Genomic DNA, 15,384 nt, shown 5'->3' with positions numbered 1-15,384 from the left:
GGCTGGAGTTCGTTTGGCGGCAGTGGAGGCGGGCCGAAGGTGGGGAGGGGCTGTCACTGGCGGTGGCCGACGTCGTGACGGATCGCTCACCCGGCGCGCTGACGTTCTGGTTCTGGCGCGGGTCAGATGAGGCTGGCCGCGTGTCGGCCCGCGGCTGCGGCGGCCAGGAAATACCAAGGGTCTTCCGGGTACGGGCGGCCCATCGTCGACAACGGCACGGGGGAGGCGAGCAGCGCCTGCTCCAGGCCGTCCGTGGGGACGGGGACGATGTGGTGGCGGGTCAGGGAGGACAGGCCGGTCGAGAGGGATGCGGGCAGGTCGGCCGGGGTCACGATGTCGGCGGGGGCCAGGGCCACCCGGCCGTAGGCGGTCAGGGAATGGTGGGAGATGCCCTGGTGGCGGGCGCGGCCGTCGCCCGAGGAGATGCGCAGGGAGCCGATGGGGTGGCCGCCGAGGGTGGCTGCGGCGTTGATGGCCTCGCCGACCGCCACGCCGGAGAAGCCCCAGGGGGTGCCGGTGCCCAGGTTGCCGGGGCCCTGGGTGACGATGGCCACGTCGGCTCGCAGGACGTGGCGGGCGGCCAGCAGGCCGGTGTGCACGGTGCTCGCCTCGAGGGTGCCGCCGAAGGACTGGCCGGTGGTGATCGTGCCGGCCAGGGAAGACGCCAGGCCGTCCAGGGTTCGGGAGAACCAGGCGGGCAGGGCGCCGCCGTCGAGCATCACGTAGGCGACGCGGGCGGCGGGACGGTCGGCGTGGATGGCGGCCAGGATCGCCGGTAGCGCGGAATGCAGGTCGGCCGTGACGACGGGCAGGCCGTCCAGGGAGTCGGCCGACTCCATCAGCCCTCGGTGGGGTGAGGCCTCCTCGTCGACGCCGAGCAGGATCGGCTGCAATGGCGTGTAGCGGGCCTTGACCAGGTGGCCGGCGTCGCGGGTGGTGCCGGCCGAGACCGGGTCGGCGGGCAGGCGGTCGGGGATGGCGACGACCATCGCGTACCCGCCTGTGCCCAGGCCCATCACCAGCGCGCCCACATTGAGCAGCACCCGGTCGCCGGTCACAGGCTTTCCGACCAGTTCTGGGTACGCCAGGGCGCGAACCGTGGCGCCGTCCACGTCGACGTCCAGTTCGACGGCGCCGTGCCACGCCCGGCGGAGGGAAAGGACCGTTCCGGACCGCCAGCGCACCATGAACCGGGACTTTATAGGTCGGTGCCGCCCTCGCGATGGTTGCGTCCGGCCGCTCCGCGCGTCGGGTCGAGGAAGACGTACCGGATGCCGGGGTAGCGGTGGCGGAGGCGTTGTTCGGCGTCGTCGGAGGCGGCCTCGATCTCGGCGCCGCTGACGTTGTCGTCGAAGTCGACCTTGGCCGCGACCAGGATGTCGCCGGGCCCGAGCTGCATGGTGAGCAGGGTCGGCACGGCCGTGACGACGGGGATGGCGGCCAGGTCGTCGGCGATCTGCTGGTGCATGCGCCGCGGCACCGCCCGCCCGACCAGCAGTGACACGTTGCTGCGGGCCAGCGTGCCGGCGACCAGCAGGAGCAGCAGGCCGATGGCGATCGAGGCGACGCCGTCCCACAGTTCGGTGCCGGTGAGCTGGGCCAGGCCGATGCCGACGGCGGCCAGCACCAGGCCGATCAGCGCGGCCGAGTCCTCGAAGTAGACCGCCTTGACCGTGGTGTCCGGGGTGAGCCGGAGGAACCGGGACGGTGTCGTCTGCCAGCGTTCCGACTCGTTGCGGACCTGGCGGCGCGCCTTCAGGAAGCTCGTGCCCTCGGCGATGAAGGACACCGCGAGCACGATGTACGAGATCAGATAGTGCCCGCTGTGCTCGCCGGAGATGATCGTGGTGACGCCGTGGTAGATCGAGAAGCCGGCGCCGCCGATGAAGGTGAACAGGGCGGCGATGAAGGCCCAGACGAAGCTTTCCTTGCCGTACCCGAACGGGTGTCGCTCGTCGGCGGGCTTGCCGCCGCGCCTCAGCGCGACGTAGAGGAAGACCTCGGTGACCGTGTCGGCCAGCGAGTGGGCCGCCTCGGACAGCATGGCCGCCGAGCCCGAGACCATGCCGGCGACCAGCTTGGCGACGGCGATGACCAGGTTCGCGAGCCCGGCGACGACGACCGTGCCGACGCTCTCGCTCTGTTGTTCCTCGACGGGTGCGGCCGCGCCGGCCAGGCCGACCGGCGTCGTGTTGCTTTCTGGCACCTGATCAGCATGCCCAGGCGCGTCGCCGGATAACCGCGCCGCCTCGGGGCTGCTAGCGTCTTCTCGTGTCGCGGACCCGCACCGAGCGCCTGGTGAACCTGGTGATCTGCCTGCTGTCCACGCGACGGTTCCTGACCGCCGCGCAGATCGCCGCGACCGTCCCCGGCTACGAGCACGACGCGGACGATCCCAAGGACCACGAGGCGTTCCAGCGCAAGTTCGAGCGCGACAAGGCCGAGCTGCGTGAGCTGGGCGTTCCGCTCGAGATGGCGCGGCCGAACGCGTTCGACGACGAGATCGGCTATCGGATCGCCCACCGGGAGTACGCGCTGCCGGACATCCTGCTGGAACCGGACGAGGCCGCCGCCGTGGGCATCGCCGCCCGGCTGTGGCAACACGCCGGCCTGGCCGCGGCCGCGTCGTCCGGTCTGGCCAAGCTGCGGGCCGCCGGTGTCGAGGTCGACCCGCAGGCCACCCTGGGCGTGGAGCCGGTGGTGACGGTCGACCCGGCGTTCGGGCCGCTGACCACGGCGGCGCGCGAGCGGCGGGCGGTGACGTTCTCGTACCGCGTGCCCGAGCGGGACGAGCCGGCCACCCGGCGGGTGGAGCCGTGGGGCGTGGTGTGCTGGCAGGGGCGGTGGTACGTGGTGGGGTACGACCGGGACCGCAAGGCCTCCCGCAGCTTCCGGCTCTCCCGCATCGTCGGCAACGTGCGCCTCACCGGGCGCCCCGACGCGTACACCCCGCCCGAGAACGAAGACCTCATCCAGCACGTGTCCCGCTGGTCCGGGCCGGTGGCCCACAACGGGCGGGCGACCGTGACGGTGCGGCCGGGGCGGGCGGCGGGCCTGCGGCGCTGGGCGGTCGCGACCAGTCCCGGGCCGGACGGCGACGTGCTGACGATCCCCTACTCCGACCCGGAGCGGCTGGCCGCGCAGCTGGTCGGCTACGGCGCCGATGTGCGCGCGGACGGCCCGCCGGAGCTGCGCGAGGCGGTCATCCAGCAGCTCAAGGAGATCGTCGCGCGACACGAGCACGTGGTGCCCGCGTGATGCCACCGCAGCAGCGCGGCACGACCCCGCCCCGGGCGTCCGGCGACCGGCTGGGCCGATTGTTGAGCCTGGTGCCGTACCTGATGGCCCGGCCGGGGATCGCGATGGCCGACGCGGCCGACGAGCTGGGGATCACCGAGCCGCAGTTGCGCTCCGACCTGGAGCTGCTCTGGGTGTGCGGGCTGCCCGGCTACGGCCCGGGCGACCTGATCGACATGGTGCTGGACGGCGACCGGGTGACGATCACCCACGACGCGGGGATCGACCGGCCGCTGCGCCTCACCCAGGACGAGGCGCTCGCGCTGGTCGTCGCGTTGCGGATGCTGGCCGAGACGCCGGGTACGGGTAACCGCGACGTGATCGAGCGCGCCCTGGCCAAGATCGAGAACGCTGCCGGTGACCTGGCCGGCGCGCCCGTGTCCGTACGCCTGCCGGCCGACGCGGAACGGCTCGACCGGATCCGGGCGGCGGTCGACCGGCGCCACGCTCTGCATTTGACCTACTACACCGCGGCCCGGGACGAGACGACCGAGCGCACGGTCGACCCGATGCGCATGCTGATGGTCGGCGGCAAGGCCTACCTCGAGGCGTGGTGCCGGCGGGCCGAGGCGACCCGGATGTTCCGGATCGACCGGATCGACGCCTGGACCGAGCTGGACGAGCCGGCCCGCCCGCCGGCCGAGGCGACCCCGGCCGACGTCAGCGACGGCGTGTTCCACCCGGGGCCGGAGTTGCCGCTGATGACCATGCGGGTCGGCCGCGGCGGGCGGTGGATCACCGAGTACTACCCGGTCGAGTCGGTCCGCGAGGACGGCGACGAGTGGGTGGTCACGATGCGGGTGACCGACCTGGGCTGGGCGCAGCGGCTGCTCAGCAGCGTCGGGCCCGAGGTGACCGTGACCGGCCCGGCCGAGCTGGTCGAGCGGATCCGCGCGCAGGCGACGACGGCCCTCGACCAGTACGCGTCACCAGGCAAGTAGTCTTACGGCCGTGACGATGTGGATCCTGATCGGGGCCGGCGTCCTCGGCCTCATCATCCTGGCCGTGGTGGCCGTGCCGCTGCTCGGCAAGCTGGGCAACCTGCGCCGGGCCGGTGAGCGCCTCCAGCGCCGCCAGGCCGAGGCGATGAAACTGCAGGCCAACGCCGAGCAGCTGCAGGAAACTCTGCTCGGGATGCAGCAACGGACCGACACGATGCAGGAACGGCTGGCCCTGATCAAGGCCGGCCATGGCGAACCGACCGGCAAACACGCCTGGGTAGAACGTCCCTGACGTGCGGTTAAGGCCGAGTTGTCAGGAACTTCATCCGCACCCGGCCAATACACAGCTACCGCGACCGGTTACATCGCCGAAACCACACGTACGATGGACCCCGGCACACCCCTGACATGATCCGACCGACTGGAGTTATCCATGGGCGCCCTCAAGCCATGGCACATCATTGTCTTCGTCGTCGTCCTCGTGCTGCTGTTCGGCGCGAAGCGGCTGCCGGACGCCGCGCGCTCGCTGGGCCGGTCGCTGCGGATCATCAAGGCCGAGACCAAGGGCCTGGTGGACGACAACAACGACACCGCTGAGAAGGCGGAGCCACAACACGCCCGCGAGCCGCTGCAGCCCACTGAGATCCACGACCCGCGCCGCAACGGCCAGGGTCCGGCTCAGGCGCAGCAGCAGCCGTACGTCGACCCGGTGCAGCAGCGCACCAACGACCGCTGATCGGTCGTGGCGATCTCCCTGCGCCGTCAGGGGCCGACCAAGTTCGAGCAGGCCTCCGACGGCTCCATGACGCTCATCGAGCACGTCCGGGAGCTGCGTAACCGCCTGTTCTTCGCCTCCATCGGCATCGTCGTCGGCCTGATCGTCGGCTTCATCGTGTCGCAGTGGGTGTTCCACATCCTCGAGGGGCCGTACTGCGGCCTGGAAAGCTCGTGGATCGACGGCAAGTGCCGGTTCGTCGTGCTCGGCGCCACCGACGGTCTGGTCCTCCGGCTGAAGATCGCGCTGTGGGTCGGTCTCATCGTCGGCGCCCCGGTCTGGCTCTACCAGCTGTGGGCGTTCATCGCCCCCGGCCTGCACAAGCACGAGCGCAAGTGGGCCTACGTCTTCGTGGCGATCGCCGCACCGCTGTTCATCGGCGGCGCCGTGCTGGCCTACTTCGTCATCTCGCACAGCCTCCCGTTCATCATGGAGGCCGGTGTCATCGGCGACACCACCCAGCTCGAGGTCGGGGCCTACATCGGCTTCGTGACCAGCATGATCCTGATCTTCGGGGCGGCGTTCGAGTTCCCGCTGATCCTGCTGATGCTCAACTTCACCGGTGTGGTCAGCGCGCGCCGGCTGCTGAGCTGGTGGCGGGTCGTGGTGTTCCTGTCCTTCGGCTTCTCGGCGATCGCCACGCCCGACCCGGGCCCGTTCGGCATGACGCTGCTGGCGCTGTGCATGGTCGCGCTCTATCTGGCGGCGACCGGGGTGGCGTTCATCAACGACCGGCGCAGGGGCCGCGACAAGGAGATCTACGCCGGGCTGGACGACGACGAGACGTCGCCGCTGGAAGACGATCGCACGCCGGTCGGCGCGGCCGATCGGGTGGACGGGCCGGCCTCCGTCGAGTCTCCGGAGCCGGTGGCCAAGCCACTGCCTCTGGAGCGCCGTTTCGACGACATGACCTGACCGGTAACCTCTCTGCCTGTGACACACAACACGATCGCGGTGCTGGCCAACCCCTCTGCGGGGCGCGGCCGGCACCGCGGCTTGCTTCCCCAGGTCGTCGAGCGGCTGGGGACCAGCGGCCTGGTGGTTCAGCTGGTCGACGCGACCACGGCCGAGGAGGCCGAGAAGGCCTGCCATCGGGCCGTGGCCGAGGGCGTGGCCGCGCTGGTCGCGGTCGGCGGCGACGGGACGGTGCATCAGGCGTTGCAGGCCGTGGCCGGGCGGGACGTGCCGTTCGGCGTGGTCCCCGCCGGCACCGGCAACGACTTCGCGGCCGGCACGGGCGTACCCCTCGCGCCGTTGAAGGCGGCCGAGGCGATCGCGGCCGCACTGACCGAGAAGCGTCACCACCGCATTGATCTGGGCCGGATCGAAGGCACCGACGGCGAGGTGCGGTGGTTCGGCGCGGTGCTGGCGGCGGGCTTCGACGCGATCGTCAACGAGCGCGCCAACCGGTTGCGCTGGCCACGCGGGCCGCGGCGCTACGACATCGCGATGGTGCTGGAGATGGCGCGGCTGCGGCCCCGGGTGTACGCGCTGGAGCTGGACGGCGTCGACCGCGGCTTCGAGGGCGTGCTGGTCGCGATCGGGGTGTGCGAGAGCTACGGCGGCGGCATGCGCATCCTGCCCGGCGCCGACCCCACCGACGGGCTGCTCGACGTGGTGGTCGCCGCGCCGATGAGCCGGTTCAAGCTGGCCACGCTGCGCCCGCGCCTGATCAAGGGCACCCACGTGACCGACCCGCTGGTCACCACCTATCGCGCGCGCGAGGTGCGGATCCACGCGGACGACATCGTCGGGTACGCCGACGGCGAGCGAACTGGCCCGTTGCCGGTGACCATCACCTGCGTTCCCGGGGCCGTCCGCCTGTTGAAGTAGTTCAAGTAGGCGGTTGTCCGTCCCCGACCGTGGTGGCGGTGGGACCCCGTCCCGCGATCGGGCCATCTCAACGGCATCAAGGGGCCGATCGCCCGCGGAGCGAAGCGGAGCCATCAAGCACAGCGGGCCAGGGCCAGGCTCGCGCCGAGGCCGTTGGTGTGGCCGGGCTCGGCGGCCGGGAGGACCAGGGCGGCGCAGCCGGCCTTGACGGCGCCGGCGTCGGCCGGGGTGTCGCCGACCATCAGGGTCCGCTCCGGATCAGCGCCGAGCATGCCGCACGCGCGCAGGAAGATGGCCGGGTCGGGCTTGCAGCGGCCCACCTCGTAGGACAGCGCGAACGCGTCGACCAGCGCGTCGAGGCCCCAGGCGGCGAAATGGGGGCGGATGTCGAAACCGATGTTGCTGACCACGCCGACCCGGATGCCGGCGTCGTGCAGGGTGCGCAGCGTCGGCTCGGTGTCCGGATAGGGCAGCCAGCCGTCGGGGCCGAGCAGGCGGTCGTACAGGGCGTCGGCGAGACCCTCGACGTCGGTCTGGACGGTCGACGCCAGGCCGGTGTAGGCGGCGCGGTGACTGTGTTCGTACAGGTCGCGGTCGGCCCAGTATTCGGCCAGATGGGGTGGCACGCGGTGGGGCAGGGGACCGCCGGCGCGGCCCGCGGTGACCAGGCGGTCGGCGAGAACGGTGGCCCGGCCCCGGTCGAGCGCGGCGCCGCACGACGCGGCCGCCGCGACCACCCAGGCGACCGGGTCTTCGACCTGGGCGAGCGTGCCGTGGAAGTCGAAGAGCACGGCATCAACGGGACGATGCTCAGTTTCCGGCACGCCTCGAACCATACCGACTGCCCACGACACTCCCGCAGGCAACCATCGGGATCGCAAGCTGTCACACATACGGCCTACTGTTGAGCCATGACGAGTCCCGCGGAGCGTTACGCGGAGTCGAGACGGCGGGCGGCCCGGGTCGCCGAGTTTCCCGCGCTGGACGACTTCATGCAGGACGTCGGGTTCGACCTGGACGATTTTCAGCGCGAGGCGTGTGAGGCCCTGGAGAAGGGCAGCGGCGTGCTGGTGTGCGCGCCGACCGGCGCCGGCAAGACGGTCGTGGGCGAGTTCGCGGTGCATCTGGCGCTGAACGGCGGCGGCCGAAAGTGCTTCTACACCACCCCGATCAAGGCGCTGTCCAACCAGAAGTACCACGACCTGGTGCAGCGCTACGGCGCCGAGCGGGTCGGCCTGCTGACCGGCGACAACGCGATCAACGGGGACGCGCCCGTGGTGGTGATGACCACCGAGGTGCTGCGCAACATGCTCTATTCGGGCTCGGCCAGCCTCAACGGGCTGGCCTACGTGGTGATGGACGAGGTGCACTACCTCGCCGACCGGTTCCGGGGCGCGGTCTGGGAAGAGGTCATCATCCACCTGCCCGGCTCGGTGACCCTGGTCTCGCTGTCCGCGACGGTCAGCAACTACGAGGAGTTCGCCGACTGGCTGGTCACCGTGCGCGGCGAGACGAGGGTCATCGTCAGTGAGCACCGGCCGGTCCCGCTGTGGCAGCACGTGCTGGTCGGCAAGCGGATGTTCGACCTGTTCCACGACGCCGACGCCGCCCGCAAGCACGACGTGCACCCCGAACTGCTGCGCTACTCGCGCGAGATGCAGCGGCGGCTCGAGCTGACCGACCGCGCCGCCGGTCCGCGTGGGCGCGGCCGGCGCTGGACGCCGCCGCCACGGGCCGAGGTGATCGACCGGCTCGACCGATCGGGGCTGCTGCCCGCCATCGTCTTCATCTTCAGCCGCGCCGGCTGCGACGCTGCGGTGCAACAGTGCCTGAGCGCGGGCCTGCGGCTGACCGGCGCCGACGAGCGGGCCGAGATCCGCCGGATCGCCCAGGCCAAGGTGGCGAGCATCCCGGGCGAAGACCTGACCGTTCTGGGCTACTGGGAGTGGCTCGACGGCCTCGAACGCGGCGTCGCGGCCCACCACGCGGGCATGCTGCCGGCCTTCAAGGAGGCGGTCGAGGAGTGCTTCGTCCGCGGCCTGGTCAAGGCGGTGTTCGCCACCGAGACGCTGGCCCTGGGCATCAACATGCCGGCCCGGTGCGTGGTGCTGGAACGGCTGGTCAAGTTCAACGGCGAGGCCCACGTCGACCTCACGCCGGGGGAATACACCCAGCTCACCGGCCGGGCCGGGCGGCGTGGCATCGACGTCGAGGGCCACGCGGTGGTGCTGTGGAACCCCGATGTCGATCCACGGCACGTCGCCGGGCTGGCGTCCACCCGCACCTACCCGCTGCGGTCGTCGTTCCGCCCGTCGTACAACATGGCCGTCAACCTGGTCGGGTCGGTCGGCGCCGACAAGTCACGTGAGCTGCTGGAGTCGTCCTTCGCGCAGTTCCAGGCCGACCGGTCGGTGGTCGGGCTGGCCCGGCAGGTGCAGCGCAACGCCGAGACGATCCAGTCGTACGACCGGGACATGACCTGCCACCACGGCGACTTCGAGGAGTACTTCGCGCTGCGCGTGGCGATCGCCGACCGGGAGAAAGCGCTGGCCCGGCAGGGCACCGCCCAGCGCCGGGCGGCCGTGGCGGCCTCGCTGCAGAAGCTGCGCATCGGCGACGTGATCCGGGTGCCGCAAGGGCGCCGGGCCGGGCTGGCCGTGGTGGTCGACCCGGGCGCGGGCGGGTTCAGCGAGCCCCGGCCGCTGGTCGTCACCCAGGACCGGTGGGCCGGGCGGGTGAGCGGCGGCGAGTTCAACGGCGAGGTCGAGGTGCTCGACCGGATCCGGGTGCCACGACACTTCAACCCGCGGTCGCCGGGCGCGCGACGTGACCTGGCCGCGCTGATCGCCACCACCGGCCTCGAACGCCACGGCGACGCGCGGCGCAAACGCAACAACCCCCAGGCGGGCGCGGCCGAGGACGCCGAGATCGCGCTGCTCAAGGTGCAGATGCGGCAACATCCCTGCCACGCCTGCTCCGATCGCGAAGACCACGCGCGGGTCGCCGAGCGGCGGCACCGGCTCGACCGCGACACCGACGCGCTGCGCTCCAAGGTGGCCGGCCGCACCGGCTCGCTGGCGCGTACGTTCGACCGGGTCTGCGCCATCCTCGCCGCCCGCGGCTACCTCACCGCCGACGGCGAGGTGACCGAGGCGGGCCGGATGCTCGGCCGGATCTGGACCGAGGCCGACCTGCTCGTGGCCGAGTGCCTGCGCCGCGGCGTCTGGGAGGACCTGACCCCCGAGGAACTCGCCGGCGCCGTGTCCATGGTGCTCTACGAGTCGCGCCGGGAGAGCGACGAGCGCGTCTCGGTCCCCAAGGGAGCGACGATGGCCGCGGTCGAGGCGTGCGCCAAGCTGTGGGGTGAGATCGAGTCCGACGAGGCCGAGCACGGTCTGTCGCTGACCCGTGAGCCCGACACCGGCTTCGTCTGGCCGATCTATCGCTGGGCCAAGGGCGAGCCGCTGGCCCGGGTGCTGTCCAGCGGCTCCACCAGTTACGACTCGGAGATGCCCGCCGGTGACTTCGTACGCTGGGCGAGACAGGTCCTCGACCTGCTCACCCAGCTACGCGACGCGTCCTCCGCCTCGCCCGGCGTCCGCGACACCGCCCGCAAGGCGATCACCGCGGTCAACCGGGGCGTGCTGGCCTATCAGACGAGCTTGTAACGGCCCGCCGGCCCGCCCGCCGCGGGCCGGCACCCGGTGACTCAGCACCGGCTGCCGGATCCCTTTGAGGAGGGCCGGCCCGGTCGGGACCCCCCCGTTGACGCGACCCGCCACCGCGTACGCCCCCGGCCCGATCTGCAACTCGCCCGGACCGGCCAGGCTGCACAACCGCTGCGCGAGGTTGACGGCGCGTCCCCACACGCCGTACCCCGCGGGCGGCCAGGACGGGGTCACGAAGACCTCGCCCCACTCGACCCCCGCGTGCACCGACGGACGAACGGCGCGGCTGCCACCGGCGGCAACCAGTGCCAGCCCCGCTCGTACCGCCCGGTCGGCCTCGTCGCCGGCCGTCTCCCGCAGGCCGAAGACACACATGAACCCGTCACCCAGCACCTGCTGGATCTCACCGCCGTGCCGTTCCGCGATCGCCACCAGGTCATCCATGAGCGGTCGCACCACCTGATAGACGATCTCGGGTTCGACCGTCTCGACCAGCGCGGTGAAGCCGGTCAGATCTGCGAAGAGCACGGCGGCCTGCCGCCGGTGCCCAGAACCGTTGTGCTTGTCGTGCTCCAGTCCGACATCCACGCAGAGTCAGAGACCTGACTGTCGGCCTTGATACATCGACTTCGGACGGTGATCAAGCCGCTCCGTAGGCGCTGAAGGTGCACCAGTTGACGTAGTTGGCCGCCTCCGTTCGGTCCAGATCGGAGCGCGCGGCGTGCAGGGCCCGGGCCAGCGTCTGCCCGCCGGCGAGGTGCTCGTGGAGGGTGTACATCAGGTCGACCGCGGCCACGTCGGGCACCGCGGCGACGCTGGCCACCACGCCCGCGGTGCCCCGGGCCAGCAGCGAGCTGATGAAACCCACGACCTCGTCCCCGGCGTACGCGACATCGGCGCCGGACTGGCAGGAGGCGAGCACCAGCCGGTGCGGTGCCACCCCGCTGGTGTGCAGCTCCCGCACGGTCAGCGGGCCGTCGCTGAGCACCAGCGAGGAGAAATGCGGGTTGTCCGCGCGCAGCCAGCCGTGGCAGGCCAGGTGCACCAGGGCCGCGCCGTCGAGCAGGCGCAGCACCTCGCCGGACGTGCTCTGCGGCGGGCTCAGCGCGGTCGCCGCCGGGTACAGCTCGCGCAGCCGCAGCACCTCGGTCGTCGCGCCGGGCAGGCTCGGCCCCTCGACCAGCACCGTCGGGCCCGGTCCGCCGTTCCGGCCGGCCCGCCGGGACATCCGGTCCGCGGCGGCGGCCGTTCGAGCCCACACGCCGGCCGACGGGGCCAGCGACAGAGGCTGGTCCCACAGCGCCGACCACGGGATGCCGTGCAACTGACCGACCGGGACCACGACCAGTTCGGCGTCCGGCGGCAGGCCGAGCGGGGCCAGCAGCATCCGGCGCAGCCGGGCCACCCGGGAGTCGGCGCTGAGCCGGGCCGCGGCCAGCGACGACTCGGGCAGCTCCTGGGTCATCCGGCGCAGGGCGAAGAACAGCGTGCGGACCTGGCTCAGCACCGCCGCCACCGGGCCGAGCCGGACCAGCCGGCTGTTGCGCGGCTCGACCACCACCGCGACCAGATCGCCCTTGAGGTTCGCGTACTCGACCAGCACCCGGCCGCCCAGCTCGGACCGCAGCCGGGCCGGTCGGATCGGGCTGGTCACCGCCTGGTCGCCGGCCCGGCGCCGCCAGCTCGCCCGGCGGATCCGGTCCTCGATGGTCTTCTGCTTGGCGACCAGCGGCTCCGGCGGCGCCAGCTGCCGGTCGCCCTCGGTGGTCAGGCTCTCCAGCTCGGCGTGCAGGCCGCGCAGCTCGTCCAGGTCGTCACCGTCGGCGCCGTCCGGGGGCTCGACCGCCAGCAGCGCGGCCGCCCGGGTGCGCTCCATCCAGTCCAGCGCGCGCGGCGCCGATCCGCCCCGGACCATCACCTCGAGACCGAGCTGCCCCAGCTCGGCGCCGTGTCCCGAGGCCAGCACGCGCAGCTCGACGGAGGCCAGGGCGGTCCGGTGCCGGGCCAGATCGGAAAGACCCCTACGGCAGTACGCGAGGACGCCCGCGTCGTCGGCCCGGATCGCGGCGGCGTTCGCCCCGGCCACGCTCCCGCGCATCCGGACCAGCACCGGGCTCTTGCGGCCCAGCTCGGCGGCCCGCTCCCAGAGGCCGACCGCGTCGGTGCGACGGCCCAGGCGGGCGGCCAGCCGGCCGGCGATCACGTACGCGTCCACCGCGTACGCCCAGGTCTCCTGCTCCTCCAGGGTCCGGCAGATCCGCCGGGCCTCGCGCAGGTCGCCGCCGCCGGCCGTGCCCGCCTGCAACCGTGCCTCCACCCGGACCAGCGCCGCCCGGGCCTTCCACGCCCGCCGGCCCTGCCGGTCGAAGCTGCGCGCGGCCGCCGTGGCCGCCTCCTCGGCGCGTTCCGGGTCGCCCGCCAGCAGGGCCAGCTGAGCCACCCGCAGCTCGGCCTCGGAGCCCATCAGCGGCACGCCGTGCTGCTCGAACTCGGCGGCGGCGGCCTGCGCGGCGCCGGCCGCCTCGGGGATCAGGCGCAGGTCGATGAGCGCGTCCGCGTACTCCACGTAGTGTTCGCCCAGCGGCAGCCCGGCGGCCTCGTGCGCGCGAGCGGCCTCGTCGAAGAGCCGGATGCCCTCGCCCAGCCGACCGGCGTGCACGGTCACCCAGGCCTGCGTCTCGCTCACCATCGCCACGTGGGCCGGCCCGACACCCGGGGCGGCCCGGCCGGCGTCGGCCAGCAACCGCAGCGCGTCGGCGTGCCGGCCGTGCTGCGACTCGATCATGGCTAGGTTGTTGCCGGCCACCACGCGCAGCCGCGCCGACAGCCCGTCGTCGGCCAGCAGGCTTCGGTACGCCTCGGCCGCCGGGCCCAGCCGGCCGAGGTTCTGGTCCAGCACCGCGCGCTGGAAGGCCAGCTCGATCGCCTGGTCCGCGGCCACGATCGGCCTGGCGTGATCAAGGTCACGGGAGGCGCCGGCCATGTTGCCCAGCTCCTGATTGACCACCGACCGAGTCATCAGGACCTCGGCCAGGACGTGGTCGAGCCGGTGTCGCCGGGCCACCGTCGCGGCCTCGTCGAGCAGGCGTTTCGCCTCGGCCGCGGCGAACAGCGCGCGGTGTCCCCAGGCCTGGGCGCGCAGTGCGAGGGCCAGTGCCGCGGGCGGACCGGACCGCCGCGCCCGCCGCACGAGATCGGCTGCGACCGGGCCGTAGCGGCGGGGATCCGAAATTATTCCCTCGTGGACACGCCTGGCGTGTATCACGAGGTCGACTGGCGTCTCTACTTCTGCCAAAAGACCAACTTCCGCCGTGCGAATGACCGGGGACACGCCATGAGATTCGAGCAAGACCGCCTGGGCTACGCGTTTGAGGGGGACTATCCCGAATCCTACGGGCCGGCCGACGCCGCCCGGCTCAGGGCGACGCTGGCGCAGCAGACCGGCCAGCTCGGCGCCGGCACCGCCGCGAACGACCAGCGCCTGCTCGGCATCCTGATCGGCCGGCGCTGCGGCGACCAGGCCCGGCCCCAGCTCGAGTTCCGGGGCCGCCGCGACGGCACGGTCAGCCTGCGGGCCCGCGGCGAGGTGGTGCTGCCGTCCGAGACGTGGGCCGCCGACGAGGCGAAATCGCTGTTCGGCGACTACGAGTCCGCGCGGGACGGCTCCGGGCGTACCCGGAATGTGCTGGTGCGGCGACCCGCCGCCGCGCCCACCGACCTCGACGCCGTGGTCTCCGCCAGCGAGGCGGCCAAGCTCGCCGCCTTCCCCAACTACCTGGCCACGATGGCCGCGGTGGGCAAAGGCGTCGGCGGTCCCGAGCCCACGCCCCCGCCGCCCGAGCCGACGCCCGACCCGGCGACGGCCGGCCTGGGCACCCTGACCGGCGGCCCCGAACTGGCCGCGCCGCCGGCCCCGGACAGCGTGGCCGGGCCCGCGACTCTGCCCCGCGGGTCCGGTCACGCTCCGATCAAGGTCGCGGTGATCGACACCGGCATTCCGCGGGCGACGCGCGACGACGGCTGGCTCAACGCGGTCGAGCGGCGCGACGACAACATCGACGAGCTCGACGTCCTGCCCGCCGGGCCGGACGGGCTGCTCGACTACCAGGCCGGGCACGGCACCTTCGTGGCCGGCATCATCGCGCGGGTGGCGCCCGGGGTCGAGCTGAGCATGTACCGCGCGGCCGACACCGACGGCTTCGCCACCGACTACGACATCGCCGAGGCGATCCTGCAGGCCCATGAGGACGGTGCCCAGGTGATCAACCTGTCGCTCGGCGTACGCACCGTCGACGACCTGCCACCTCCGGCCACCGAGGCCGCCGTCCGCAGGGTGCTCGACGAGTCCGGGGGCCGGACGGTGCTGATCGCGGCCGCCGGCAACCACGGCGACCAGGCCAAGGTGTGGCCGGCCGACCTGGACGGTGTCGAGTCGGTGGCCGGGCTGACCGCGTATCTCACGCCGGCGCCGTGGTCGTCCTACGGCGACAAGGTACGTTTCTCGGCGGTGGCCGAAGGCATCCGCTCCACCTACGTGAGCGGCGTCGAGTCGCCGGTTTTCGACCCTTCGCCCGACTCCTTCGGGGCCGACGCGTGGGCATTCTGGAGCGGGACGTCGTTCGCGGCGCCCCAGATCGCCGGCGCGGTCGCGCGGATCTGCCAGGAAGAGGGCCTGGAGCCACGCGCGGCCGTCGACAGGCTGGACGACTTCGGCAAGGCGATCGCCGGGTACGGCAAGGCGATGCGGATCCTGCAGGGGCTCGGTTGATCCCGTGCACGGCTCCGGACCAAGTGATGGACCGGACGGCTGGGGGGCCGTCCGGTCCACGTCGCGGCAGAGCGGGGACGACATGGCATCAGACACATCGGA

13 protein-coding genes are annotated in these 15,384 nt (G+C 72.6%); 8 read left to right on the top strand and 5 right to left on the bottom strand.

The annotated features are described in order from the left end of the window. Nucleotides 1-122: 122 nt before the first annotated feature. Nucleotides 123-1,187 (bottom strand): DUF3866 family protein, encoded by a 1,065-nt coding sequence (locus AB0O15_RS34505; protein ID WP_364327544.1) that lies wholly within the window; start codon nt 1,185-1,187, stop codon nt 123-125. An 11-nt stretch (nt 1,188-1,198) separates the two neighbouring features. Then, on the bottom strand, nt 1,199-2,176 hold the full coding sequence (locus AB0O15_RS34500; protein ID WP_364327837.1) for a cation diffusion facilitator family transporter: 978 nt from the start codon (nt 2,174-2,176) through the stop codon (nt 1,199-1,201). A gap of 95 nt (nt 2,177-2,271) precedes the next feature. Between AB0O15_RS34500 and AB0O15_RS34495 the strand changes: the two genes are divergently transcribed. The 6 genes from AB0O15_RS34495 to AB0O15_RS34470 all read left to right on the top strand — a co-directional run bounded on the left by AB0O15_RS34495 (nt 2,272) and on the right by AB0O15_RS34470 (nt 6,846). Further along, the gene (locus AB0O15_RS34495) at nt 2,272-3,258 is read left to right on the top strand and encodes a WYL domain-containing protein (RefSeq protein WP_364327541.1); all 987 of its coding nucleotides are present in this window, start codon (nt 2,272-2,274) and stop codon (nt 3,256-3,258) included. Continuing rightward, nucleotides 3,258-4,238, top strand: a complete 981-nt coding sequence (locus AB0O15_RS34490) for a YafY family protein (protein ID WP_364327835.1) — start codon at nt 3,258-3,260, stop codon at nt 4,236-4,238. Before AB0O15_RS34495 ends, AB0O15_RS34490 begins: the two co-directional genes overlap by 1 nt. 16 nt (nt 4,239-4,254) lie before the next feature. Beyond that, on the top strand, nt 4,255-4,530 hold the full coding sequence (locus AB0O15_RS34485) for a hypothetical protein (protein WP_364327833.1): 276 nt from the start codon (nt 4,255-4,257) through the stop codon (nt 4,528-4,530). Between the two features lie 141 nt (nt 4,531-4,671). Further along, nucleotides 4,672-4,974, top strand: coding sequence for a Sec-independent protein translocase subunit TatA (gene tatA / locus AB0O15_RS34480; RefSeq protein WP_364327538.1), 303 nt, complete (start codon nt 4,672-4,674; stop codon nt 4,972-4,974). A gap of 6 nt (nt 4,975-4,980) precedes the next feature. Then, entirely contained in the window at nt 4,981-5,928 is a 948-nt protein-coding gene (tatC, locus tag AB0O15_RS34475) for a twin-arginine translocase subunit TatC (protein WP_364327535.1), read from the top strand. Between the two features lie 18 nt (nt 5,929-5,946). After that, on the top strand, nt 5,947-6,846 hold the full coding sequence (locus AB0O15_RS34470) for a YegS/Rv2252/BmrU family lipid kinase (protein ID WP_364327532.1): 900 nt from the start codon (nt 5,947-5,949) through the stop codon (nt 6,844-6,846). A 113-nt stretch (nt 6,847-6,959) separates the two neighbouring features. Here AB0O15_RS34470 and AB0O15_RS34465 read toward each other — a convergent pair whose 3' ends face one another. Further along, nucleotides 6,960-7,670 carry an HAD-IA family hydrolase gene (locus AB0O15_RS34465; protein WP_364327529.1) on the bottom strand — a complete coding sequence of 237 codons (711 nt, stop codon included), beginning with the start codon at nt 7,668-7,670 and terminating at the stop codon, nt 6,960-6,962. A gap of 87 nt (nt 7,671-7,757) precedes the next feature. Here AB0O15_RS34465 and AB0O15_RS34460 point away from each other — a divergent pair, with 87 nt between their 5' ends. After that, on the top strand, nt 7,758-10,514 hold the full coding sequence (locus tag AB0O15_RS34460; RefSeq protein ID WP_364327526.1) for a DEAD/DEAH box helicase: 2,757 nt from the start codon (nt 7,758-7,760) through the stop codon (nt 10,512-10,514). On the opposite strand, the gene AB0O15_RS34455 is transcribed toward AB0O15_RS34460, so the two are convergent. Next, nucleotides 10,413-11,102 carry an adenylate/guanylate cyclase domain-containing protein gene (locus AB0O15_RS34455; protein ID WP_364327523.1) on the bottom strand — a complete coding sequence of 230 codons (690 nt, stop codon included), beginning with the start codon at nt 11,100-11,102 and terminating at the stop codon, nt 10,413-10,415. The two genes, AB0O15_RS34460 and AB0O15_RS34455, sit on opposite strands and share 102 nt — an antisense overlap. A gap of 52 nt (nt 11,103-11,154) precedes the next feature. After that, complete coding sequence (locus AB0O15_RS34450; RefSeq protein ID WP_364327521.1) at nt 11,155-13,704, bottom strand: CHAT domain-containing protein; 2,550 nt, start codon at nt 13,702-13,704, stop codon at nt 11,155-11,157. Nucleotides 13,705-13,848: 144 nt separating this feature from the next. On the opposite strand from AB0O15_RS34450, the gene AB0O15_RS34445 reads away from it, so the two are divergent. After that, nucleotides 13,849-15,282, top strand: a complete 1,434-nt coding sequence (locus tag AB0O15_RS34445; protein WP_364327518.1) for a S8/S53 family peptidase — start codon at nt 13,849-13,851, stop codon at nt 15,280-15,282. The last annotated feature ends 102 nt before the right edge of the window (nt 15,283-15,384 follow it).

The sequence above is a fragment of the Actinoplanes sp. NPDC089786 genome, from assembly GCF_040684855.1.
Lineage (GTDB): Bacteria > Actinomycetota > Actinomycetes > Mycobacteriales > Micromonosporaceae > Actinoplanes.
Note: the sequence above shows the minus strand (reverse complement) of the source record. Positions and strands in the feature narration are given on the sequence as shown.

What these genes read in the sequence shown, in the direction of transcription:
- tatA (WP_364327538.1), top strand. Translation starts at nt 4,672, where the DNA reads ATGGGCGCCCTCAAGCCATGGCACATCATTGTCTTCGTCGTCGTCCTC.
- AB0O15_RS34485 (WP_364327833.1), top strand. Translation starts at nt 4,255, where the DNA reads ATGTGGATCCTGATCGGGGCCGGCGTCCTCGGCCTCATCATCCTGGCC.
- AB0O15_RS34505 (WP_364327544.1), bottom strand. Translation starts at nt 1,187, where the DNA reads ATGGTGCGCTGGCGGTCCGGAACGGTCCTTTCCCTCCGCCGGGCGTGG.
- AB0O15_RS34445 (WP_364327518.1), top strand. Translation starts at nt 13,849, where the DNA reads ATGAGATTCGAGCAAGACCGCCTGGGCTACGCGTTTGAGGGGGACTAT.
- AB0O15_RS34490 (WP_364327835.1), top strand. Translation starts at nt 3,258, where the DNA reads ATGCCACCGCAGCAGCGCGGCACGACCCCGCCCCGGGCGTCCGGCGAC.
- AB0O15_RS34460 (WP_364327526.1), top strand. Translation starts at nt 7,758, where the DNA reads ATGACGAGTCCCGCGGAGCGTTACGCGGAGTCGAGACGGCGGGCGGCC.